Below are 23,676 nucleotides of genomic sequence, written 5' to 3' on the forward strand. Positions count from 1 at the left end.
GATTTAGTCAACGTATTTCTTAAAAATCAAACATGCATTGTGACCACCAAAACCAAATGTATTGGATAAGAACACATTTACTTCACGTTTTTGAGCTTTATTGAATGTGAAATTTAATTTATAATCTATTTCACTATCTTCATCTCCTTCAGTAAAGTTAATAGTTGGAGGAACAATACCATCGCGCATAGCCAATATACCAGCAATTGATTCTATTGCACCAGCAGCACCAAGAAGGTGACCAGTCATAGATTTTGTAGAACTAATATTAAGATTGTAAGCATGCTCTCCAAAAACTTCTTGAATTGCTTTTACTTCTGAAACATCACCAACTGGTGTTGATGTCCCATGAACATTAATATAGTCTATATCCTCAGGTTTCATTTGAGCATCTTCTAATGCACTTATCATTACCAACTTAGCACCTAAACCTTCAGGATGAGATGCAGTTAAATGGTAAGCATCAGCAGATAAACCCATACCTGCAACTTCTGCGTAAATTTTAGCTCCACGAGCTTTTGCGTGCTCTAATTCCTCTAGAATTAAACATCCACCACCTTCACCCATAACGAAACCATCACGGCTTGCACTAAATGGACGTGAAGCAGTAGTAGGATCATCATTGCGAGTTGATAAAGCATTCATAGAGTTAAAACCGCCAACACCAGCGGCTGCAATAGCTGCTTCAGAACCTCCAGAAACAATAGCATTGGCTTTACCTAAGCGAATTAGATTAAATGCATCAGCAATTGCATTGGTTGAAGTAGCACATGCTGAACAGGTTGAGTAGTTTGGACCGTGAAATCCATACATTATAGATATCTGCCCTGCAGCAATATCAGATATCATTTTTGGAATAAAGAAAGGATTAAACTTAGGACCATTCTCTTTATTTTGATAATAGTAACCTACTTCTTCTTCAAAGGTATTGATACCACCAATTCCGGCACCAAATACAACTCCGATTTTATTTAAATCTTCCTTTTCCAAGTCGAAGCCTGCATCTTCTACAGCTTCTTTAGCCACAGCGACACCATACTGACAGTATAGATCCATTCGCCTAGCAACCTTTCGGTCTATATGCTTATTTACATCAAAGTCTTTTACTTCGCATGCAAATTGTGTTTTAAATAGAGACGCATCGAAATGAGTAATAGGCCCAGCTCCACTAACCCCATTGACAGCGTTTTCCCAAAATTCAGAAACCGTATTACCAATAGGAGTAATGGCACCGAGACCTGTTACTACAACTCTTTTTAATTCCATATTGATGAAAGTCTAATTACTTAGCGTTCTCTTCAATGTATGATACAGCATCACCTACAGTAGTGATCTTTTCTGCTTGGTCATCAGGAATAGAGATATTGAATTCTTTTTCAAATTCCATGATAAGTTCAACAGTGTCAAGAGAATCAGCACCTAGATCACCTGTGAAGCTTGCTTCTATAGTAACTTCTGATTCTTCTACGCCTAATTTGTCGACGATTATCGCTTTTACTCTTGATGCAATTTCAGACATAACTTTTAGTTTTAAATTAATAATATATTATATTTCTTTAAATTTGCCGTGCAAAGGAATAAATATTTATTGTTCTAAACAAACATTTGATTGATTAAATGCACTTTTTTGCACATTTTACCAACTTTTGTGCAATAAAACAAGGAAAATATGGTTAAAAATATTGCAATTTTTGCTTCTGGATCTGGAACAAATGCTGAAAATATAGCTAATTATTTTAGAAATAAGCTAGGATTTTCCATAAAATTAATTGTTACCAATAAGAGTGATGCTTTTGTTATTGAGAGAGCTAAACGTTTAAATATAGATTCGGCATACATAAGCAAACAAGACTGGAATAATCAGGAACAAGTAATTACGCTATTAGATAAGTATCAAATCGATTTTATTGTCTTAGCTGGATTCTTACTCAAGATTCCTAAACACTTATTGGATAAATATCCTGGGAGAATAATAAATATACACCCTGCTTTATTACCTAAATACGGAGGAAAAGGTATGTATGGAGACAAAGTACATCAAGCAGTAGTTGAAGCAGGAGAAGTAGAGAGTGGCATTACGATTCACTACTGTAATGAACATTATGACGAAGGGAATATAATATTTCAAGCTAAATGCCAAATACTACCTACAGACAGCTATAAGGATGTAGCAAAAAAGGTACATGAATTGGAATATATACATTTTCCCAATACAATTGAGAAATTACTTTTGGATATCAATAGTAAAAGCTGAAGGTTCTCTTCTTAACCCATAATGACTTCGCAAATATTCAAATTGAGTAATATCTGATTTTAAGTTGTGACTATCAATGCGGGGATCATAAATTTTTAATAGAGCTTCTTTTTTATCCTTAGCAATAATCTGCGTGTCTGAAGGAGTAGGGGGCTCTATTTTTATATTTACATCTAATTTATAATAATCTGAAATAGCATTTAAAGACATTTCAGTAGCCTTTGCTTTACCATCTGCTGAATATCCTGCAATATGTGGGGTACCTAAAAATACTTTTTCTAAAAGATCAAAATCGATATGTGGCTCGTTTTCCCAAACATCTATAATTGCCTGACTTACTACATGACAATCTAAATATTTTTTCAAAGAGGAGGTATCAATAACTTCACCGCGAGAACTATTTATAATAATAGGTTTTTTCTTCAATGATCTAAAAAAACAATCATTACCCAAATGATAGGTAGGATATTTTCCTTCTCTAGATAAAGGAACATGAAAAGTAATTATATCAGCCAATTCAGCTAACTCGATCAATTGATGATGATCAAAATCTTTTTCATTATCACAGCGCAAGGGGTCATTCAATAGTACATTTAATCCAAATTCTTCAGCTAGTTCAGCTATTTTACTTCCTACATGACCTACACCAACAATTCCTAAAGTTAAACCTTTAAGTGATCCAAAATATTCTTTTTCTAATAAGATAAAAGAACTCTGGATATATTGGCGAACTGAATTAGCATTGCATCCAGGAGCATTTTTCCAAACAATACCTTTTTCCTTACAATACTCAGTATCAATATGATCAAAACCTATAGTAGCCGTAGCAATAAATTTAACCTTACTTCCTTCCAATAACTCTTTATTGCATTTAATTCGTGTACGAACAATAAGTACATCAGCATCCTTTACATTACTTGATGTGAATTCAGTAGCAGGTAAGTAAACAACATCATCTGTTAATAAACAGATAGCATCATGAATATAAGGTATTTTATTATCGACTAATATTTTCATTTTCAATATGGTTTGGATATACAAACTTAGAAATAATAAAAACGATTGAATCATTATTTACCTAAAAAAGAAGTCCTAAAATCGAATAGATATCCAACAAGCTCATACAAAATGATAATATAAGGTCATTTTCTATCCTCTAAAAGATTATTCCATATCTTTGTATATACACTAATTTATAAGACTATGCCAACATCATTATTTTCAAATATACCCTATAGAGTAGCAGATATCCACTCTGCAAAAATAGGTAGAGAAGAAATAAATTGGGTAGAAAGAGAAATGCCAGGATTAATGGCTATCCGACAAAAATATGAAAATAAATATCCGCTGAAAGGAATGAGAATTAGTGGATCATCTCATATAACCACCCATACGGCTGTATTTATTGAAACATTAAAATTATTAGGAGCAGAAGTAAGATGGTCTGCCTCAAATATATATTCCACTCAAGACCAGGCAGCTGCAGCTATTGCAGCAAATAATACGCCTATATTTGCTTGGAGAGGAGAATCTTTATCTGATTATTGGTGGTCAATCTTCCAAACACTTCATTTTTCTAACCACCAAGGTCCAACTCATATTATTGATGATAAAGGTGATTTAAGTATTATGATTCATCAAGGATTAATGGGAGAGAACAATTATAAAGTACTCGACCAAGAATCAAATGTATTCAGCATTAATGAACTTAACTTATTTTTAAAAAGAGTTTTAGCTGAAGATCAAAACTGTTGGAAAAATCTAACTAAAGATTTAAAAGTTATTACAGAAGATACAAAAACTGGTATTAATAGAATGCTCCAACTCTTGAATGAAAATAGATTATTGTATCCTATCATTGATATTAATTCTTCTATAATCAAATCAAAAATAGATAATTTTTATAGTTGTAAAGGAACGATTGCTGAATCAATAAAAAAAGCAACACGTACTATGCTAATTGGTAAAGATGTAGTCATTTGTGGTTTTGGCGATATCGGCAGGGGATGTGCTGAAGCTTTGAGAAATAGTGGAGCTCGGGTTTCTATTACAGAAACAGATCCTATACGAGCAATGGGTGCAGCCATGGAAGGATATCAAGTTGTAAAACTAAATGATGTATGTGAAACAGCTGATATTTTTATTACAGCTACAGGAAGAAAACATATTCTAAAGTTTGAACATATGCAAAGAATGAAAGATCAAGCTATCATTTGTAATATGGGCCACTACGAGTTAGAAATAGAATATGATGTTCTGAATACACATCCAGAAATTAAAAAAATTCCAATCAGTCCTCAATTAAAAAGATACTTTTTCCCTGATGGCAATAGTATTTTATTAATAGCTGAAGGAAAATTAGTCAATTTAGCTTGTGATACTACTCAAATGGCCTTTTTAAAAAGCTGTTCATATTCTACACAGACATTAATACAAATAGAATTAAATAAAATTCAACCTGAAATAGGTATTCATAAAGTACCTAAAGACATTGATACAGAAGTTTCAATACTACATCTTCCTAAAATTGGAGCTAAATTGACATTTACAAATAAAAATAAATTAAACCAATGAAAAGACTTTTACCTGATGGTATAGCCATTCTTCTATTTTTAACTATATCAATACTCTATTTTTTACCTTCTATGTTAGATGGTAGAATATTATTAGATCATGATGCAGCAGCAGGTATAGGAGCAGGAGAAGAAGCAAAAGAATATTATGAGGAACACGGAGAGAGAACACGATGGACAAACTCATTATTTAGTGGAATGCCCACATATCAAATTTCTCCTTCCTATAAATCAACTGATACACTAAAAGCAGCAGAGAAAGTTTATAGCCTTTTCTTACCTCAGTATGTATGGCAAGTATTTATTATGATGCTAGGCTTTTACATATTACTTAGAGCATTTAATATTCCACCTATTATATCTACTCTTGGAGGAATAGCTTGGGCTTTTTCCTCCTATTTCTTTATATTAATAGCTGCTGGACATTTATGGAAATTCATAACCTTAGCATATATTCCACCAACTATTGCAGGTATTGTATTAATCTATAAAAAGAAGTATTGGTTAGGAGGAATTTTGACTGCATTTTTCGCTTCACTTCAGATTATCTCCAACCATATTCAAATGAGTTATTATTTCTTATTTGTTATCTTATTCTTGGTCATAGCCTTTTTTATAGATGCATATCATAGAAAAGAATTAAATCATTTTTTAAAAGCAACAGGTATCCTCTGTATATCAGGTATTCTTGCTATTACTGTAAATAGTTCAAGCTTGTATCATACCTATCAATACAGTAATGAATCTACTCGTGGAAAAACTGAATTGACACTAAATAAAAAAAACACTCATGAAGATAAAGGTGTTGATAAAGAATACATAACTCAATGGAGCTATGGAATAGATGAAACTCTCACTTTATTAATACCTAACTTTAAAGGAGGAGCTTCAAAGCCTATCATTCAAAATGAATCGGCTATGCAAGATGCAAATCCTAAATTTTATAATATATATGGTCAAATAACTCAGTATTTTGGCGACCAACCCTTTACTGCAGGGCCCGTTTATGTTGGAGCATTTATCCTTTTTCTATTTATAGTGGGCTGTATAGTTGTAAAAGGTCCTATAAAGTGGGCTTTGGTAGGTGCAACAGCATTTTCTATCATACTAGCTTGGGGTAAAAATTTTATGCCAGTTACCGACTTCTTTATTGACTATATCCCTTTATACAATAAATTCAGAGCTGTATCATCTATACTTGTTATAGCAGAATTCACAATTCCTCTTTTAGCCATATTAGGCTTAGTAAACCTATTAAAGAATAAAGAGCAACTAGTAAACAATCAAAAGCCTCTCATCATTAGCTTAGCTATAACAGGAGGGTTATCTCTTTTGACTGCCTTATTTCCAAAGTTTCTAACAGGATCTTTTATTTCAGAAAGAGAATTAATGGCATTCAGCCAAGCACCTGCAGATTTTGCTAGTCAGCTAATCATGAGCTTAGAAACTATGAGAGCAGACATTGTACAGGCCGATGCTTGGAGAAGCTTAATCATTATATTGATGGGGTGCTTTATTTTATTCTTATTTGTAAAAGATAAAACCAATAAAATATCTACAGTAGCCTTATTAATAGGCCTATCTATTTTTGACTTATGGAGCGTTAATAAAAGATATTTGAATGATGAATTATTTGTTCCAAAAACAGATATTAACAAAACGTTTACTCCTACAGAAGCAAATAAATTTATTTTAGAGGATAAAGACCCTAATTTCAGAGTATTAAATTTTACTACAAATACTTTTAATGAAAATAATACATCGTATTGGCATAAAAGTATAGGCGGGTATAATGCAGCCAAACTCCGTAGATATCAAGAGTTAATAGATTTTTATATTCAACCAGAAATGGGTAAGGTTATCCAAAAAATAACGAATCAAGAACAATTGGAATTACTTGAAGATGAAGATACACCTATACTAAATATGCTGAATACTAAATATTATATATTAGGTACACAATCGACTTCCGTATTAGAAAATAAATTCAGAAATGGAAATGCATGGTTTGTAAATAATATAAAAACCGTAAGTACAGCAGACGAAGAAATCACGAATCTTGGAAAGATTAATACGAAAGAAACAGCTATTATTAACCAAGATTTTGATCATTCCAATAGAATAGGAGAGGGCAGTATCCTTTTACAAGAGTACCAACCCAACGAAATAACCTATTTAGTAAATGTTAAAAAAGCTGGTATAGCACTATTTTCTGAGATCTATTATCCTGGTTGGAAAGCTACTATAGATAATCAAGAACTACCCTTATTTAGAGCAAACTATGTACTTAGAGGGATAGACCTTCCTGAAGGTGAATACACGCTAAAAATGAGCTTTCATCCTCATTCATTATCAGTAACAGAAACTATTGCTTATATAGGCTTAATGGTACTTATATTAAGCATTCTATTTTTAAGTTTTAAGACATACAAAAAACTGAAATAGAAGATTTAATTACAATTTAGATATTTAATAAATCCAACTTAAGCAGACTAAGCGTAGTCTGCTTTTTTTATCAATTAGCTTAAACCCCTATTAAACTTACTATGATTATGACACCGATATGAAGACGCTTTGACACCGACATGTAATCATCATGTCGGTGTCAAAGTAAAACCATGACTTATTCAAACTAAGGAATTATACCTAAATATAGACCTCTAAAGTAAATGATAATCCCATAAAAAAATAACCTATCTAGTTCTTTAGATAGGTTATTTTTATATCTATAAATAGATTTATATAAGACTTTTATAATTATTCTTTATAAACCTAATTCTTCAGAAATATCAAGCATTCTAACAATCGGTTTAACTGCTTTTACTGCTATTTTTTCATCCACTAAAACTTCTGGAGTTTCATTTTTTAAGCATAAATATAACTTTTCTAAAGTATTTAAACGCATAAAATTACACTCATTACACGCACAAATACTATCATTTGGAGGAGCAGGAATAAATGTTTTTTCTGGGCAAGCCTTTTGCATTTGATGTAAAATTCCTGATTCTGTTGCAACGATAAATTGATTGCAATCGCTTGTTTGAGCATACTTTAAAAGGGCTGAAGTAGAGCCAACAAAATCAGAAATACTAAGTAATGTATTTTTACATTCAGGATGGGCTAAAACAATGGCATTTGGATATATTTTTTTGAGAGCTAATATTTTTTCAACAGAAAATTGTTCATGCACATGACAAGCACCATTCCATAACAACATATTTCTACCCGTTATAGAATTGATATAATTTCCCAAGTTGTAATCAGGACCAAATATTATTTTTTCATCTTTGGGCAGACTATCCACAATTTGTTTTGCATTCGTGGAAGTTACAACGATGTCAGTAACAGCTTTGACTCCAGCAGAGGTGTTTACGTACGATATAACGGTATGATCGGGGTGAGCATTAACAAACTCTTCAAATTTATCAGCAGGACAGCTATCGGCCAAGGAACAGCCCGCATCCATGTCTGGTATTAAAACCGTTTTACTGGGATTAAGGATTTTTGCCGTCTCAGCCATAAAATGAACACCGCACATTACAATAACATCAGCATCCGTTTTAGAAGCCCATTGAGCCAAGGCTAAGCTATCACCAACAAAGTCTGCTATATCTTGCAATTCACTGCGCTGGTAATAGTGAGCCAGAATCAAGGCTTTCTTTTCTTTCTTCAACTCATTGATAGCAGTTATAAGCTTATTCATAATAATTAATTTATTTCTCTTTAAATTTTTAATATATATGATAGTAATAATAGGCTGTAAATAGTGTTCGTAAAAAAAAGATAAATATCTTGCTTTCTAAGTTATAAACTAAAAATATAAAGTTATCTATAGTTTTATGAACTGCTATAATAGGCTATTTTATACTGATTATTAGGTATATAAATATATTAATTAACAACCTGTTTACAATAAACAAAGTTAAAAACTTTCTTAATAAACTTTGATTATATTGGATTAAAAGTCTGTTTAATCTAGGTTCTTAAATAAGTAATAACTTTTTTGGTTATTATCTAAATCCCATTATAAGATTAGAACTTTGAATAATACAAGGACTATTTATTGATATTTATACCCATTCTTTCCCCTGCTTTTACACAGTAATTAACAAGGATGTGAACCGTTTGTTTTACCTTTGTAATATAGAAGTGAATTATTACTAAGATTATGATACGAAAACTTAAAATAACCGAACTTAATCGCTTGAGTACAAGTGAATTTAAAGAAATAGATAAAGTCCCTTTTATCGTTATTCTAGATAATATAAGGAGTATGTATAATGTAGGTTCTGTATTTAGAACAGCAGATGCTTTTCGATTAGAAAAGATATACCTCTGTGGTATAACTTCTGTTCCTCCCCATGCTGAAATACATAAAACAGCTTTAGGTGCTGAAGAATCAGTAGATTGGGAGTATATTGAAGATACAGTTCATATTGTTGATAGGTTGAAAGAAGAGGGTTACATTGTATTTTCAATTGAACAAGCAGAAGGGAGTACCATGTTGAATGAATTAGAACTTCAAAAAAATCAGAAAATAGCTATTGTAATGGGGAATGAAGTAAAAGGAGTTCAGCAAGAGGTTATTAATCATTCTAATGGGTGTATTGAGATACCTCAATACGGAACGAAGCATTCTATGAACGTATCAGTTACTACAGGAATTGTTATCTGGGATCTGTTTAATAAGATCATTTAAATCCTAATAATAAGAGGTTATCACTACTAATTGTGCAGTGTTAAAATAGAATGTTATAAGATGTTGAAACCGTTATTGACAATTGTTAATAGCGGTTTTTATTTTGATCTATAACTACTGTGAAATAATAAGAAGTATTCTGATTAATAATAAGAAAAAAGATTACATTTATAGCTTATTTATAATCTTGTTAATAATTTATCTATGCGTTTTTAATACTATATGAATATCAGCTTATTAAGATTGTTTACAGCTGTTTGTATCTTGTTTATAACTATAAATAGCGTTGGTCAAAATAACACTCAGAAAAAGAGTAATGAAGATAAGATTGAGAGAATACTTCTTAAGAGTGAAAATAGTGCAGAAGATGAGTCAATAACTGTTGATGAACTTGTAGATAACCTTAGTGTATTACTTGATATAAATAGGGTGTCACGCGAACAATTAACACAGTTGTTCATATTGTCACCTTATCAAATTGAATCATTAATAAATTATCGATTGAAAAATGGAGGATTTCATTCTATTTATGAAATTCAATTGATAAACGGATTTGATAAAAAGACAATAGATAGATTACTTCCTTATATTTCTGTTGATAACATGAAAGAGAACTTTGTTCCTATTAAAAAAAATACAAGAATAAAGAATGAATTATCTCTTCGTTACGATATTCCTTTATATAAAAGAGAGGGGGACTATAATTCTTTTATAGGTCCTTCATTTTACACAGCTCTTCGTTACAACTGTCAGTTAAAGGATAAAATAGAATTTGGTTTGGTTGCTGAAAAAGATTCTGGTGAGCCTATTTTTGGTTTGGATAATTCATGCGGATTTGATTATTATTCCTATTATTTAATAATAAAAAATATAAATAAATTTGATAAAATATTTATTGGAAAATTCAGAGTTAATTATGGATTAGGTTTAACTGTTGGTACTAGGAACTTCGGGGGAAAATGGAATGAAATTCAATCTTTCTTTAAAGATGCCAATGGAGTAAGTAAGCACTCTTCTGTAGATGAATATAATTATTTTAGAGGTATTGCATGTATATACAAAAGTGGAAATTTAGAAATAACTCCTTTTATTTCTCACAAAGAAACGGGTGGAACAATCAAAGAGAATAAAATAAATTCAATTTATACTTCTGGACTGTATCGTACTGCAAAAGAAATAGAAAAAAAGAACGCTGTAAAACAGGTTTCTATGGGTAGTAGAATAGCCTATCATTTTTCAAACTTTACGTTGGGTGTTAATGGACTCTATTACTATTTTAATTTACCTATTGGAAGGTCAACAAAGAATTATGCAAAATATGATATTGTAGGCAATAATTTTTTTAATATAGGTACAGACTATACTTGGTATTGGAATAAAGTAATCAGTAAAGGAGAATTGGCAATATCAAAAAGTGGAATAGCTGTTTTAAATAAAATATATTATGTACCAACAACCGACTGGGATTTATTATTTATTTATCGTTATTACTCTCCGCGTTATTGGGGTTTTTATTCTAATGCTTTTGGATCTCAGTCTAAAGTGAAAAATGAAAATGGGTACTATATATCTATACAAACTAAAAAATTTTACCCAGTGGAGTTCAATGCCTATATAGATTATTCTACTAATCCTTGGTGGAAATATAGATTGAGTAAGGCATCGTACGTTGTAGATATGGGGGCTGAGGTAGATATTCCTTTTTTAAATCATCATAGTTTTAATTTTCGTTTTTCTTATAAACAGTTTGAACGAGATCGGACTGGAACAAAAGGAAAGATAATAGATGGATATTATTTGTTTAAATCTCGTATTGAATACCATGTAGTCTGTAATGACTTTATTGAATTAAAATCCTTAGGAGATTGTAACTGGTTGAAGTCTCTATACAGTGATATAGGATATCATTTCACGCAAAGAGTGAGTATTAATTCGCCTTGGTTATACCTGAAAACTGATTTTCAGTATACTTACTTTAACTCTCCATCATTTGATACACGATTATATATCTATGAAAAAGGACTTTTATATAATTCTTATATTCCTTCCTTTTATGGGAGGGGTCACAGATTATCTCTCAATATAAATAATAAGCCCATTAAAAATATCACCTTAATGATAAAATATGGATTAACTTTTTATTCAGATAGGTCCGAAATAGGGAGTGGAGTTAATAAAATAAATAAAAGAAGTAAAGCTGATTTGCAATTGATGGGGAGGATAAAGTTTTAAATTTAGGACGAAATAGAAAATAAGAAGAAGGGTTTTTTATATATTTGTATTGTACATAAATAAAACACTGCTTTTAATAATGACAATAATTTTCCCTTCTCCAGTATTTGGACCAGTAAAATCTAGAAGATTAGGAATATCCCTAGGTATTAATTTATTACCTTCTGATGGAAAAGTTTGCTCTTTTGATTGCATTTACTGTGAATGCGGATTAAACGGAGAAAATAGACCTTCATCTCCTTTGCCCACTAGGCAAGAGGTAAAAGATCATCTAGAGGATAAATTGCAAGAAATGGTTGCTACTCAAGAGTTACCAGATGTTATTACTTTTGCAGGAAATGGTGAACCAACTATTCATCCCAATTTTTCGGAAATTATAGATGATACTATTAAACTTCGTGATAAATATGCTCCTCGAGCCAAAGTAAGTGTTTTAAGTAATGCTACATTTTTACATCGACCAGCTACAGTAAAGGCTTTGCATAAAGTTGATAATAATATTTTAAAATTAGATACTGTAGATATGCCTTTTATTAACTTAGTTAATCAGCCCAACTGTAATTATGATGTAGCTAAAACTATAGAACTAATGAAAATGTTGGATGGGGATTTGATTATTCAAACTATGTTCCTAAAAGGAGAGTATAAAGGAAATAGTGTTGATAATACAGGAAGTGAGTTTGTAGAGCCATGGATAGCTCAATTAAAGCAAATCAATCCTAGACAAGTAATGATTTATACTATTGATAGAGAAACTCCTGTAAAAGGTTTATTAAAGGCTTCTAAAGAAGAACTTGATGAAATAGGGGAGAGATTGAAAGAAGAAAATTTTAATGTATCTATTTCTTATTAAAATAAAACAGTAAGGGTTCCAATTGGAACCCTTACTGTTTTATAGTGTATAATAAACTATATCTAGTATAAAGTTAAAACTAGATATAGTCATCGCCTAATTTTTGCTGAGCATCACTAACATATTTTCTAATGGATTGCTCTTCATCTTTCTTACAAATTAAGATTACATTATCAGATTCAGAAATAAGATAATTTTCTAAACCATCAATAATAGCCAGCTTGCCTTTGGGAAGAGCTACAATATTATTTTTGCTATTATAAAAGATAGAATCACCTTTTAGGGTTACATTTTGATTTTCATCTTTATCTGACAAATCATATAGTGAGCCCCAAGTACCAAGGTCAGACCAACCGAAATCACCTAATGATACATATACATTTTCTGCTTTCTCCATGATACCAAAGTCGATAGATACATTTGGGCAAGCAGGAAAATTCTCTTGAATGAAATTCTTTTCTTTTGGTGTAGTATAAATCCCTTTACCAGCATCAAGCTTTGAAGCTATTTCCGGTAAAAATTGATCAATAGATTGTAAAATAGAATTTACATTCCACATAAATAATCCTGAATTCCAATAAAATTCCCCACTTTCTACAAAGACTTTAGCCAGATCTAGCTGTGGTTTTTCAGTAAAGGTTTTCACTTTATATAGAGATTCATTTATGTGATCGGCTATTTGAATATAACCATATCCTGTTTCTGGTCTATTGGGAGTGATACCTAGAGTTAAAAGATTATTATTTTCAGCAACATATTGGAGTCCGTTAGATATAGAATTTAGAAATTCATCTTCTTTAAGTATAAGATGATCAGAGGGAGCTACTACAATATTAGCATTGGGATTCAGTTCTCTTATATGATAAGATGCCCAGGCAATGCATGGGGCAGTATTCCTTCTTGTAGGCTCTAATAAAATTTGACTTTTATTAATTTCAGGAATTTGTTCTTGTACTAAATTAGAATAGTCTTCATTGGTTACAATAAAGATATTTTTAGTAGGAATAATCTTATTGAATCGATCAAAAGTTTGTTGAAGAAGAGACCTTCCTGTACCAAAAAAGTCTAGAAACTGTTTTGGATAAGTTTTACGGCTAAATGGCCAAAATCTACTTCCAACACCACCACTCATTATCACGCAGTAGTTATTTTGATTTATCATGATATCATTTTTTATATGTTTCTGCTAAAATAACCCTATTTTATCTAATCAGAAAGCAAAGTGGTAAAATGAATATCAAAAAAAAGGCAAAACTATTGTCAGAATAAAAAAAAGCGGTATATTTGCACACGCAATGCCCAGATGGCGGAATCGGTAGACGCGCTGGTCTCAAACACCAGTGGATTAACCTCCATCCCGGTTCGATCCCGGGTCTGGGCACTTTAAAACCCTTATAAGTTGTTGACTTATAGGGGTTTCTTGTTTCTTAAGGACAAAGTAGGGGCAAAGTAACAACACAAAGCTATATATTAAGCTGTGTTTGTCTTTATAAAAAGGAAGGGGCTACCTGCATACACTTACACAAATAACCCCTAAAAGGTTTATATGTATCAAATATAATCAATTATTTGACAATAGCCTTTTCTCTCTTATTTATAACCTATCACTTATATAGAATATCAAGCCTTAAAATACAAACTGTATACCATTCGAGAACTAGTAGGTATTCAAGGAAGACTAAGCTTTCATATGGGGAGACACTCGTTTTCTACACTGATGACTCTAGAGGCAGGAGTACCAATTGAAACAGTCTCTAAAATGCTTGGGCACTCTAATATCCAAACAACACAAATCTATGCCCAAGTAACTCCCAAGAAACTTTTTGAAGATATGGATAAATACATTGAACTAACTCGCGATCTAAAACTAGTATTATGAACAAACATCTTAAAAACAAACAAGCAAGGAGCACTTTTTGTATCCTTTTCTATATCAATCGTAATAAGGTCAAAACAGATGGAACAACAACCATCATGTGTCGACTCTCAATTGATGGAAAGCAAAAAACTCTAACAACAGGTATCTACTGTGAACCAGAAAATTGGGACGCAAAGAAAGGAACACTAAAAGTTGAACGAGATAATAATCGCTTACAAGATTTTAAACAGGCTATTGAAAAGAAATACAACTCCATTTTACAGGGACAAGGAGTCATTAGTGCAGAGCTACTAAAGAATGCAATTGTTGCACAAAGTCAAGCACCTCTCTTATTATTAGAAGCAGGAAAACAAGAAATAGAAAGACTAAAAGCACGTTCACTAAAAATAGAGTCGACATCGACTTATCGTCAATCACGACTCTCTTAACGAAACTTAAGAGAATTTCTTCTTTCACAGAAAATGAGAGATATTGCATTTAAAGATATCACAGAAGAATTTGGCAGAGAGTACAAGCTTTATCTAAAAGCAAGAGACTACAGATCTGGTCATATCAATCATTGTTTAACATGGCTCAATAGACTACTCTATACAGCAGTTGATAGAGAAATTATTCATTATAATCCTTTAGCTGATCTGTCTTATGAAAAGAAGGAGCCACCTAAGCTTAGACATATCACACGAAATCAACTTCAAGCAATTATGGCTAGACCAATGCCTGATAAGTTACAAGAACTAACACGTAGAGCTTTTATATTTTCAGCATTCACAGCACTAGCCTATGTTGATATCAAAAGGTTTTATCCTCATCATCTAGGGAAAACAGCAGAAGGAAGACAATATATACGAATCAGACGAAAAAAGACTGATGTTGAAACATTTATTCCTCTGCATCCTGTTGCAGAAGAGATTCTATCACTTTATAATCTGACAGATGAAACTAAGCCAATTTTTCCACTCCCGAATAGAGATCAGATTTGGCATTGTATTAATGAGATAGGCTTTTTAGCAGGAGTCAAAGGCAATCTAAGCTATCACCAAAGCCGTCATACCTTTGGTACGTTGTTGCTTTTGGCAAGTATTCCAATAGAAAGTATTAGTAAGATGATGGGACATTCTAATATATCTAGTACCCAGACATATGCTAAAGTAACTGATGATAAGATATCTGAAGATATGGACAAACTCATTAAGCGAAGAGCAGACCAAGATGAAAAAGAAAACAATCAATTAAAAAACTAAAACCATGAAAAGAAGAATAATTACAATAACAGAAGATGGAGCTATCTATCTACCTAAGGACACACAAATGACCATTACAGAAATTGTTGACTTATTTGAAGTTGATTATCCAAGTGTTAAAAAAGTAATCCGAAAGATTGAAAAACAAGGACTTGTCAAAACAGATCATTTAAAGTCTAACTCTTATGTCGTTGAAAATAATTCAATATATCCTGACTATTATGGATTAGAGATGACTATAGCACTATCTTTTCAAATCCAATCTATGAAAACTAAATTATTTAGAGAATGGATATTACAAAAGCTATCAACCCCATCTTATTCTCAAGGTTTCGAGCTTAAAGATTTGAATAGAATTTCTCTTAATTGATTGTTAAGGCTCTTTATTTATCTTTTCACAAATAAACAGGAAGAGAATAAAACGCCAAACTCAAGCCCTGCCGTGTTTTGTCAAAAGTTTGTCTAATTTATTCTTCTTCCTGTAGAGTACAAGTTATCAGATAAAAAAGGAAAATAATGTTAGAGGTAAGGGAGTGATGTAGCTAAAAATATTGCGTCATTCCCATGTCTTGTAATAGTTTGCCTCTAGCATCTGTTCGATATCCGATAGCTTGTATAGGATTTTGCCTTCTAGCTTGTAGAAAGACACTCGCTTCTTATCACGATAATCTTGTAGGGTTCGTTGGCTTATGTGGAGCATATCACAAACTTGATGATTATCCAAATATCTTTCATCCCCTTGTGAGGAAGAATGAGTATTGAGTTCGAGTTTTATGTTTGCTGTAACCTCGTCAAGTGCTACCAGCAATTCTTGTATCTCATCTGATTGATTAGTTAGGATATCATTTGTCTGCATTTTTTCTATATTTTTCTATGAATACATGAATTTCAGTTGCTTTGTAAAAACACTTGTGTCCAACCATTGAGTATGGAATTAAACCCTTATTTCGATAGCTTTGTAGCGTTTGAAGAGATATATTAAGCAATAAGCATACATCTTGATTATCTAGCCACTCAGAATGCTTTTGATGAGAGCCAAGTTGTTTGCTTTTCTCTAATAATAAGATCAATCTAGCTTTTACTAGCTCCAATGTTCTGTTTTCTATAATTCTTAATTGCATATTTTCTTGTTTTTATGTTTCTGTCAAACAAATAAACATAGAAATATTCAGCTTTATACCTCCTTTGATATAACTGACCTTCATTGGCTTTTAATGACATCATAAGGTTAAGATTCATCATGCTAAAGTCCATTTAGGACAATTAATAAATCTGTATTTTTTAGGATAAGTCACTCACTTGATAGTGAACTCGTGATTGCATGATGTCATGAGTTCATGCAATCATGAATGTATGAATGCATTCAAGCATTAACCCAGTATTGTACGAATAAGATAATTCATGCATGAAGACTTTCAATCTCTCACGAACTAATGTAAGAATGTGGTAGTGGGTTAATTAGTTAACTCAATAATCAACTAAAGCAACAAGATGAGTTTTTAAATCAGATTTGTAGTCTGAATTTTATCCTATATTTCAAGATCGAAAAGCAATCCATCAGAGGATGGATTTTGATGCTCGTCAGAGCATAGCAAGGTATGTTTTGAGCTGCTCGAAATATTTCTTAGCAGCTCAAAACCCTTGCCCCTTAACAGGGGAAAAACATTAACTCCGAAGTCGTAATGTTTGTTTTTAAATCTATAAAATATGACTGATAGAATAAATAAAGAATACTAACTCAAAAATTTGAGCAAAAGTATAGTCATCTTCTATGATGGGGATTATATTTTAAGTATTTCCTGATAACTTATAGTATAGCTACTGCCCATCAGCCTCTGATATTCTTGAACAAATTTTTGGTAGATAACCATTGCTTCTGCATCTCTTTTTAAGTGAACTAGTGACTTTACCTCCATCTGTAATGCCTTATCGCTCAAAGGATCGATGTTTAATATAGATGTGCATATGTCTATACATATTTGATATTCATTGGCAATATATTGTTTATCCAACTCTTTAAATAAAATAGGTTCTAAGCTATTCTCTAGGTTCATTTTGAAATTGTCAAATATTGGATCATCCAATAATAATAGAAACTTTCCTCTATTTGTAATTTCTATGAGTTTAGCCATAGCCTCATTTTTTACTGGGCTATCCATAATGCTTTTACACTTGATATAGTCGCAATAAAAATCATCAGTATAATTAAATTTAAAAAGCCCTTTGTCATATACTAGCTCTATTCCTTCAATGTCTCTTAATGCTTTTCTTAGATGATTTAATGTAACCCCTCTCACATTTTTCGTTTTATGTTCGCTACTGTCAGGCCATATTAAATTGCTCAATCGTTGAGATGTTATACCTCCTTCATTAGTTGTATAGTCTAATATTAAGCAAAGCATTTGTTTTAGCCTAGTACTAAATAGGTATGTTATGTTTTTATCATTATTGTCTATAGCAGTAAATTCTCCAAATAGATAGATCGAATTTTTTCTGAAGCTTACTTTCTCTTTTTTTATGCTTTGGGTGTATTTTAGCTTCTCAGAATTTTGTTTCATTTTTTTTAGTCGAAAATAAATAACAAAAATTATCATGAAGACTATAGATATTATGATAGCTATAATTATCCAAATATTTGTTTTAGCAATAGGATAATATTCTAGTTGGCTATATGATATTGGAGCAAAGTCTAACGAATACACACTCATGCTAGAACCAATATCGTCTTTTGATTCTTGCACTATAGTAAATAGCTTATTTAAGTCTTCGTCGTAATATAATTTTGCTCTAGTAGTAATTCTATCTGAATATATCGGGATCGAATCACCTAGTACGACGTAATTGCCATCGTGGATGGCAAATTTGTACAATTGGAGGAACGAATTACTCTGGTGTTCTGGATAGCATAAAGCATAGAAACTAGAGTCATTAGATAGTACCAGTTGTCTCGCCGGAACAACATTTTCAAGCTCCCAGGCTATGTCCCAAAGCTTTTTTATTTCTTTAGTTTTAAAGTCTATCTGATGTAAGTCATAAAAATATTTACGTCCAACAATATGTTCTCCAGACTCATTTCCCATTCCTCCAAATATATACGCCACATCGTTTTGGTTATTATAGGTCATTGATGAAAAGTAGCGAGGGAATAGTGGGTCTCCATTGAACTCCAGAATTTCCTTCCATCTCTTTTTTTCTAAACTATATGAGTACATCTTATTACTATAAGTCATTTCTCCATAACCACCCATTATGACATATTCCTTGATATTGGAATTAAAAAAATAGGCATGATGGTGTAACTCGCTTGAGAATTCACCTTCATGTGTTTCTATATCCCATTTGTATGTATCCAGATCTAGTCTGGCCATTGTAGGCCTCTTACCTAAGGATTTGTCAAAGAGTTCATATACATATAGCTGGTTGTTTTCAGCATCAACAAAGCTATTGGCTGTTATTAGATTAATTGGAGCTTTTAGCTCAAATGCTATTTTTTGCTCTGTATGAGTTCTTATGTTGTAGATGTAGATAGAATCCTTATTGAAGTAATAGAACTCTTTTTTCAGTTTATTATAATCTGATCCAGACTGAGTTGTAGAACTTAAATTTAGTTGTTTTTGCCAATTATACACATCATTAATCAGCCAGTATGGATTTTTAACTTCGCCAATAGCTTCGCCAGCTGTACTATGAACCTTCTCTCCTGTATTTTCTCTCAGTGGAAATGTATAGCAGGTTTTACTATTCCCAATGGTTAAATTTTTAATAGAGAATGTAGAAATGTCAATTATATAATCACTTTTCCCAAAAAAAATCTTTGGCTGATATTTATCAGCAAATGCTATATTATTGATCTCTTTGCAATCGTCATTTAAATATAATTTTATTAATTTTTCTTTTAGGTTAAAATGAATTTTTACTTGTACCCAATTATGTCCTGTTAATATTGATTTGCTAAGTTTGGTTGTAATTATACTACTCTTACCTTCTTCATTGAGTTTAAAAATCCAATGGTCACGTTTCTCTTCATAAAATAGATTGTATATCGGGTTATTTTCTTCATTCTTGATTCTCACTATATATCCCATCCGCCTATTTAGAGTGAGAGCTAGGTCGAATTTCATTTCAAATTCGTCTACAAATGATACATTTTTTTCTTTAAATACGTTATAAGATGTTCTTTCATCTATAGGATGTTCATCTCCATAAAATCTAAGACCCTGAGCAAGGGAAGATTGTATAAATAGTAGTGAAATTATGATAAAGGTTAAAATTGGTTTCATATAGATTTTTGTTAGAGATAAAATATTCACTCCTTCATATTCTTGGTTGTTCGATTTACAAAGTATAAATATTTAGTTGATTTCCAAAATACTCCTAAGCCTATACTTTTCATTCTAAAAGGTTTAATAATTAAATGCGAGGCTATTAGAATGCACCCTTTTCAGGTTAAAATTGACTGGGTTAATGAATTAGTCTATTTTTTAACCCTATTTTAACCGCAAAGTTAATCTTTTAGTTCTTCTTTTACGATAAATAATATCAAAACCAGTCAGAGCTTTATTAATCTTACATTTTAAGTTTGTGTGAAATTAATTCTCTCTGTCTTTTTATTAATCTTTAATTCAATAATACGTGAAAATTAAAAAGAATGTGTACACCTTCCTGTTCACAGTCCTTATCGGTTTTGTCATGTCTTTTTTTGTTACTTCTTGTAGTGACGATGATGACTCCAAAAGTCTTAATTACGGAACTATTTCGGGAATTGTAACAGACGAAGTCGGTAATCCTATAGAGGGGGTGTTGGTAAGTGTCTCTGGAATAGAGCAAACAGTAACTACAGCAAATGATGGTAGTTTTGTTATTGATAATGTGAGTATAGAAAGTCACAGTATCAAATTTTCTAAAAAAAGCTGGGAGTCTGTAAGTGTAACAGTTACTGCTAAGCACTTTGATAAAGATAGGCAGGCTATCATAGCAAATACCTTTATGCGGGCAGCAGCGTCTAAAATAACAGGAGTAGTTTATGATGCCAAAAATGGGAATGTCCCTTTTGCTGATGTAACTGTGAGCATTAGTCCTTCTATTAGTGTTAAGACGGCCAGTGATGGTACCTTTTTAATTGAAGATGTTCGTACAGCAGATTATTCTGTCACATTCTCTAAAGAAGGTTATAGTCCTATTGTCAGAAAAGTTACCGAAAGCAATTTCAATAATGGAATAGCAACAATAGCAGATGTGCTTATGGGGCGGGTTGAGCTTCTTCGAGGTTTAACAGCCGATGATTTGGCAGATGCTGACAAATGGTACTATAATGAATATAGAGGAGGACGTAATGGAGATGCATACCCTCACTGGGATTGGTCTACAGACTATATGAGTACTCTAAGCTTTATGGGACAATGGGAAGAACAAAATGAAGGTACAACACTGCAAATAAGAAATAGTGAAAGTCAACGAAATAATCCTGCTGATCTTGAGATATTTGATTCATACACTTATGGAAGCAAATCGATAACTGCTGATAATAAAATTTTATCGCTACGTGTACGTACTCATAGTACGAGTGATGATGCTCCTGCATATTTTGGAGTTCAGGTTGTAGATTTATCTATGGAAGAGCCATACGCTGTGAAGATTGGACAGGTAAATACTTTAAATTCTGGAGACTATAAAGACTTCCACTATGACCTTAGTGCATATGTAGGTAAAGAAGTTGTAATAGCAGTTGGTATTTATCGTCAAGAAACAGGAAACTACTATAAACAATTAGTTTTACGTGCAATCAGATTTGCAGATAGAAATGTTGTTGATTGGAACTGGCTGCCAGGTACTGAGATAATTCCAGAATGGAAACTCACACAAGAAACTGTACGTTCTACAATGGTCAATCCGAAGAAAACATTTACAGGAATCAGTCCTATAAGTGGTAATAGAGACAACTATGTAGATGCATATCGATCATGGAGAGATGTTTCGCATATTGCATCAGAATGGACTCTAGTTCCTTTAAAGAAAGACCCTGAGGTTTTCCCTTCAGAAGGTTACATCATAAAAACTCGCGATGACTCTGAAGTCAGTTCTGTCAGACCAGAGGCTTATCTATATTCTAAACTTGCTATCGCTGCAGGCAATAATAAGATGACTCTAAAGGCTAGAAACTTTAGTTCTAATTATACCTACTTCAAGCTAACAGCTATAAAAGAAGATGGAACATTCTATCACATAGCACCATCGTCAAATACGGCAAATGATGCACAAGCAGCAAATGATGGCTGTTGGAAATTTAGACACGAAGATGGAGGTGCGGGCAACCCTAATGCATACGCATCTTTTGTCTACGATTTATCTCAGTTTAATGGAGAGAATGTGGTGATAGCACTAGGAGTATATAACTGTGAACCTCATTCAGGAGAAAATAAACTAGCCATCTATAATGTTAACCTACAATAAAAAAAGGAATATGATAAAAAGAATTTTAAAAACAAGTTTATTATTCTATCTACTTCTGCTCCCTTCTATGATGGTGGCATGCAGTGATAGTTCAGATAACAATACTGGGGGAGAAATCCCCAGTATTGTAGATCCTGTAAATGTTGCCAATCAAAATATTGAACGTGCAATGCACTTGACTGACAATACACTCTCTCTATACTTTGATGAAGATGGTATGGCTATGTCAAGATTTTACAACCCATATAAAGAAACCAAGTCTAACGAAAAGGGAAGTGTATGGATGTATACATCTTCGATAGAAGCAGTAAATGCAATATTAAGTGCACTAACAGCACACAAGGAATTAGGGGATGCGGCCTATTATGACAAAAATTATGCACGTTATACCTCTACTCTAGACAAACTATATGGTGGCTTGGAGTATTACATGGGAACTTATAGCTTGACTTCTTATACGCAAACAAAAAGCTGGTCTGTGTATGGAGTTCATAGAGCAAATAGCATTGGAAATGCAAACGTAAGCGGCATCGAAAATGTGTATGATGACCAAATGTGGCTTATTCGTGAGCTGTTACATTCTTATAAACTGACTAACAAGCAAGAATACTTGACCAAAGCAGAGTATCTAACTGAATATGTTCTTGATGGCTGGGACACTACTATTGATGAAAATGGGAATGAGAATGGAGGTATTACATGGGGGCCTGGCTATGTTACAAAACATGCATGTAGCAATGGACCTTTAGTAAGCTCATTGGTATGGCTACATGATCTGTATAAAGGGAAAAATGTTGACATCGAATACAGATATATAGACAGCTCAGACAAACAGACAAGAAAATCGGAAACAAGAAAAAAAGATCAGTATTATCTAGATTACGCAAAAAAAGTATACAACTGGCAGAAGAATCTTTTAATGATGTCAGAAGGTGTGTATTATGATATGCGTGGAGGTTGTGATCCTAACTGTGATATTGTTTATGAAACAGTAGGTGGTGTAAAATATCGCAAAAATACTGCTCTCACACGAAGCGAAGGACAGGCATATTCTTATAATAGTGGAACAATGCTTTCAGGATCAGCTGATTTATATAGAGCTACCAACGAAAATGTTTTTCTAGAAGATGGTAAAAAACTATCTGACGATGCATTTAATTATTTTGCTAAAAAAGGAATAGATGTTATTGGCTACTACAGTTACGATACTGCTGGATTCAACAATTGGTTCAATGGTATACTTATGCGTGGGTTTGTTGATATGCATAGCAACTATGGAAAAACGAAAGAATATATAAATACTTTCCAACAAAACTTAGACTATGCATATACCAACTACTTATACAAAGGACTATTACCTACCGATCTGCTGAAAGGTTGGCAAGCGTCAGAAAAAGACAATGATGGTGTAGAAGGTATGTTCAACTTTTCATATGCAGCTGAATATGCTGTTTTATCAGAATTTCAATTAGTGAATAAACCTAAATAAATTATA

The 23,676-nt window shown here is 32.3% G+C and carries 17 protein-coding genes, 1 tRNA gene and 2 pseudogenes; 12 read left to right on the plus strand and 8 right to left on the minus strand.

The annotated features are described in order from the left end of the window. Positions 1–3: 3 nt before the first annotated feature. Positions 4–1,266 (minus strand): beta-ketoacyl-ACP synthase II, encoded by a 1,263-nt coding sequence (gene fabF / locus K8V80_RS10780; protein WP_006743755.1) that lies wholly within the window; start codon positions 1,264–1,266, stop codon positions 4–6. A 16-nt stretch (positions 1,267–1,282) separates the two neighbouring features. Further along, entirely contained in the window at positions 1,283–1,519 is a 237-nt protein-coding gene (locus tag K8V80_RS10785; protein WP_006743756.1) for an acyl carrier protein, read from the minus strand. Between the two features lie 150 nt (positions 1,520–1,669). Between K8V80_RS10785 and purN the strand changes: the two genes are divergently transcribed. Continuing rightward, complete coding sequence (gene purN, locus K8V80_RS10790; RefSeq protein WP_276777881.1) at positions 1,670–2,254, plus strand: phosphoribosylglycinamide formyltransferase; 585 nt, start codon at positions 1,670–1,672, stop codon at positions 2,252–2,254. On the opposite strand, the gene K8V80_RS10795 is transcribed toward purN, so the two are convergent. Then, positions 2,225–3,271, minus strand: a complete 1,047-nt coding sequence (locus K8V80_RS10795; protein WP_276777883.1) for a 4-phosphoerythronate dehydrogenase — start codon at positions 3,269–3,271, stop codon at positions 2,225–2,227. The two genes, purN and K8V80_RS10795, sit on opposite strands and share 30 nt — an antisense overlap. A 186-nt stretch (positions 3,272–3,457) precedes the next feature. On the opposite strand from K8V80_RS10795, the gene K8V80_RS10800 reads away from it, so the two are divergent. Next, entirely contained in the window at positions 3,458–4,828 is a 1,371-nt protein-coding gene (locus K8V80_RS10800) for an adenosylhomocysteinase (RefSeq protein WP_276777886.1), read from the plus strand. Further along, the gene (locus K8V80_RS10805) at positions 4,825–7,272 is read left to right on the plus strand and encodes a YfhO family protein (RefSeq protein WP_276777889.1); all 2,448 of its coding nucleotides are present in this window, start codon (positions 4,825–4,827) and stop codon (positions 7,270–7,272) included. The genes K8V80_RS10800 and K8V80_RS10805 overlap by 4 nt, the downstream gene beginning before the upstream one ends. A 319-nt stretch (positions 7,273–7,591) precedes the next feature. Here the strand turns inward: K8V80_RS10805 and nadA are convergent, their stop codons facing one another. After that, positions 7,592–8,530, minus strand: a complete 939-nt coding sequence (gene nadA, locus K8V80_RS10810; protein WP_276777892.1) for a quinolinate synthase NadA — start codon at positions 8,528–8,530, stop codon at positions 7,592–7,594. A 468-nt stretch (positions 8,531–8,998) separates the two neighbouring features. Here nadA and K8V80_RS10815 point away from each other — a divergent pair, with 468 nt between their 5' ends. The 3 genes from K8V80_RS10815 (at position 8,999) to K8V80_RS10825 (ending at position 12,611) form a co-directional block, all read left to right on the plus strand. Then, complete coding sequence (locus tag K8V80_RS10815; protein ID WP_276777934.1) at positions 8,999–9,526, plus strand: RNA methyltransferase; 528 nt, start codon at positions 8,999–9,001, stop codon at positions 9,524–9,526. Positions 9,527–9,748: 222 nt separating this feature from the next. Then, positions 9,749–11,758 carry a ComEA family DNA-binding protein gene (locus K8V80_RS10820; RefSeq protein ID WP_276777895.1) on the plus strand — a complete coding sequence of 670 codons (2,010 nt, stop codon included), beginning with the start codon at positions 9,749–9,751 and terminating at the stop codon, positions 11,756–11,758. Between the two features lie 79 nt (positions 11,759–11,837). Further along, on the plus strand, positions 11,838–12,611 hold the full coding sequence (locus tag K8V80_RS10825; protein WP_276777897.1) for a radical SAM protein: 774 nt from the start codon (positions 11,838–11,840) through the stop codon (positions 12,609–12,611). Between the two features lie 79 nt (positions 12,612–12,690). Here K8V80_RS10825 and K8V80_RS10830 read toward each other — a convergent pair whose 3' ends face one another. After that, positions 12,691–13,773 carry a mannose-1-phosphate guanylyltransferase gene (locus tag K8V80_RS10830; RefSeq protein WP_006743765.1) on the minus strand — a complete coding sequence of 361 codons (1,083 nt, stop codon included), beginning with the start codon at positions 13,771–13,773 and terminating at the stop codon, positions 12,691–12,693. A gap of 135 nt (positions 13,774–13,908) precedes the next feature. Between K8V80_RS10830 and K8V80_RS10835 the strand changes: the two genes are divergently transcribed. From K8V80_RS10835 to K8V80_RS10850, 4 genes and pseudogenes are all read left to right on the plus strand, one after another. Next, a tRNA-Leu gene (locus K8V80_RS10835) sits at positions 13,909–13,992 on the plus strand. 231 nt (positions 13,993–14,223) lie between these two features. Then, positions 14,224–14,490: pseudogene (locus K8V80_RS10840) on the plus strand (tyrosine-type recombinase/integrase); the annotation flags it as partial. After that, a pseudogene (locus K8V80_RS10845) lies at positions 14,487–15,731 on the plus strand (tyrosine-type recombinase/integrase). The pseudogenes K8V80_RS10840 and K8V80_RS10845, both read left to right, overlap by 4 nt. A 4-nt stretch (positions 15,732–15,735) precedes the next feature. Next, entirely contained in the window at positions 15,736–16,101 is a 366-nt protein-coding gene (locus tag K8V80_RS10850; protein ID WP_276777901.1) for a hypothetical protein, read from the plus strand. Between the two features lie 186 nt (positions 16,102–16,287). Here K8V80_RS10850 and K8V80_RS10855 read toward each other — a convergent pair whose 3' ends face one another. The 3 genes from K8V80_RS10855 to K8V80_RS10865 all read right to left on the minus strand — a co-directional run bounded on the left by K8V80_RS10855 (position 16,288) and on the right by K8V80_RS10865 (position 20,011). Then, positions 16,288–16,587, minus strand: a complete 300-nt coding sequence (locus K8V80_RS10855) for a helix-turn-helix domain-containing protein (RefSeq protein ID WP_276777903.1) — start codon at positions 16,585–16,587, stop codon at positions 16,288–16,290. After that, the gene (locus tag K8V80_RS10860) at positions 16,574–16,852 is read right to left on the minus strand and encodes a helix-turn-helix domain-containing protein (RefSeq protein ID WP_276777905.1); all 279 of its coding nucleotides are present in this window, start codon (positions 16,850–16,852) and stop codon (positions 16,574–16,576) included. The genes K8V80_RS10855 and K8V80_RS10860 overlap by 14 nt, the downstream gene beginning before the upstream one ends. Before the next feature lie 660 nt (positions 16,853–17,512). Then, the gene (locus tag K8V80_RS10865; RefSeq protein ID WP_276777907.1) at positions 17,513–20,011 is read right to left on the minus strand and encodes a Kelch repeat-containing protein; all 2,499 of its coding nucleotides are present in this window, start codon (positions 20,009–20,011) and stop codon (positions 17,513–17,515) included. A gap of 352 nt (positions 20,012–20,363) precedes the next feature. On the opposite strand from K8V80_RS10865, the gene K8V80_RS10870 reads away from it, so the two are divergent. Further along, positions 20,364–22,181, plus strand: a complete 1,818-nt coding sequence (locus K8V80_RS10870) for a carboxypeptidase-like regulatory domain-containing protein (protein WP_276777910.1) — start codon at positions 20,364–20,366, stop codon at positions 22,179–22,181. A gap of 10 nt (positions 22,182–22,191) precedes the next feature. Further along, the gene (locus K8V80_RS10875) at positions 22,192–23,670 is read left to right on the plus strand and encodes a glycoside hydrolase family 76 protein (protein ID WP_276777913.1); all 1,479 of its coding nucleotides are present in this window, start codon (positions 22,192–22,194) and stop codon (positions 23,668–23,670) included. The last annotated feature ends 6 nt before the right edge of the window (positions 23,671–23,676 follow it).

It is taken from the genome of Bacteroides coprosuis (assembly GCF_020741705.1).
GTDB lineage: Bacteria > Bacteroidota > Bacteroidia > Bacteroidales > Bacteroidaceae > Bacteroides_E > Bacteroides_E coprosuis.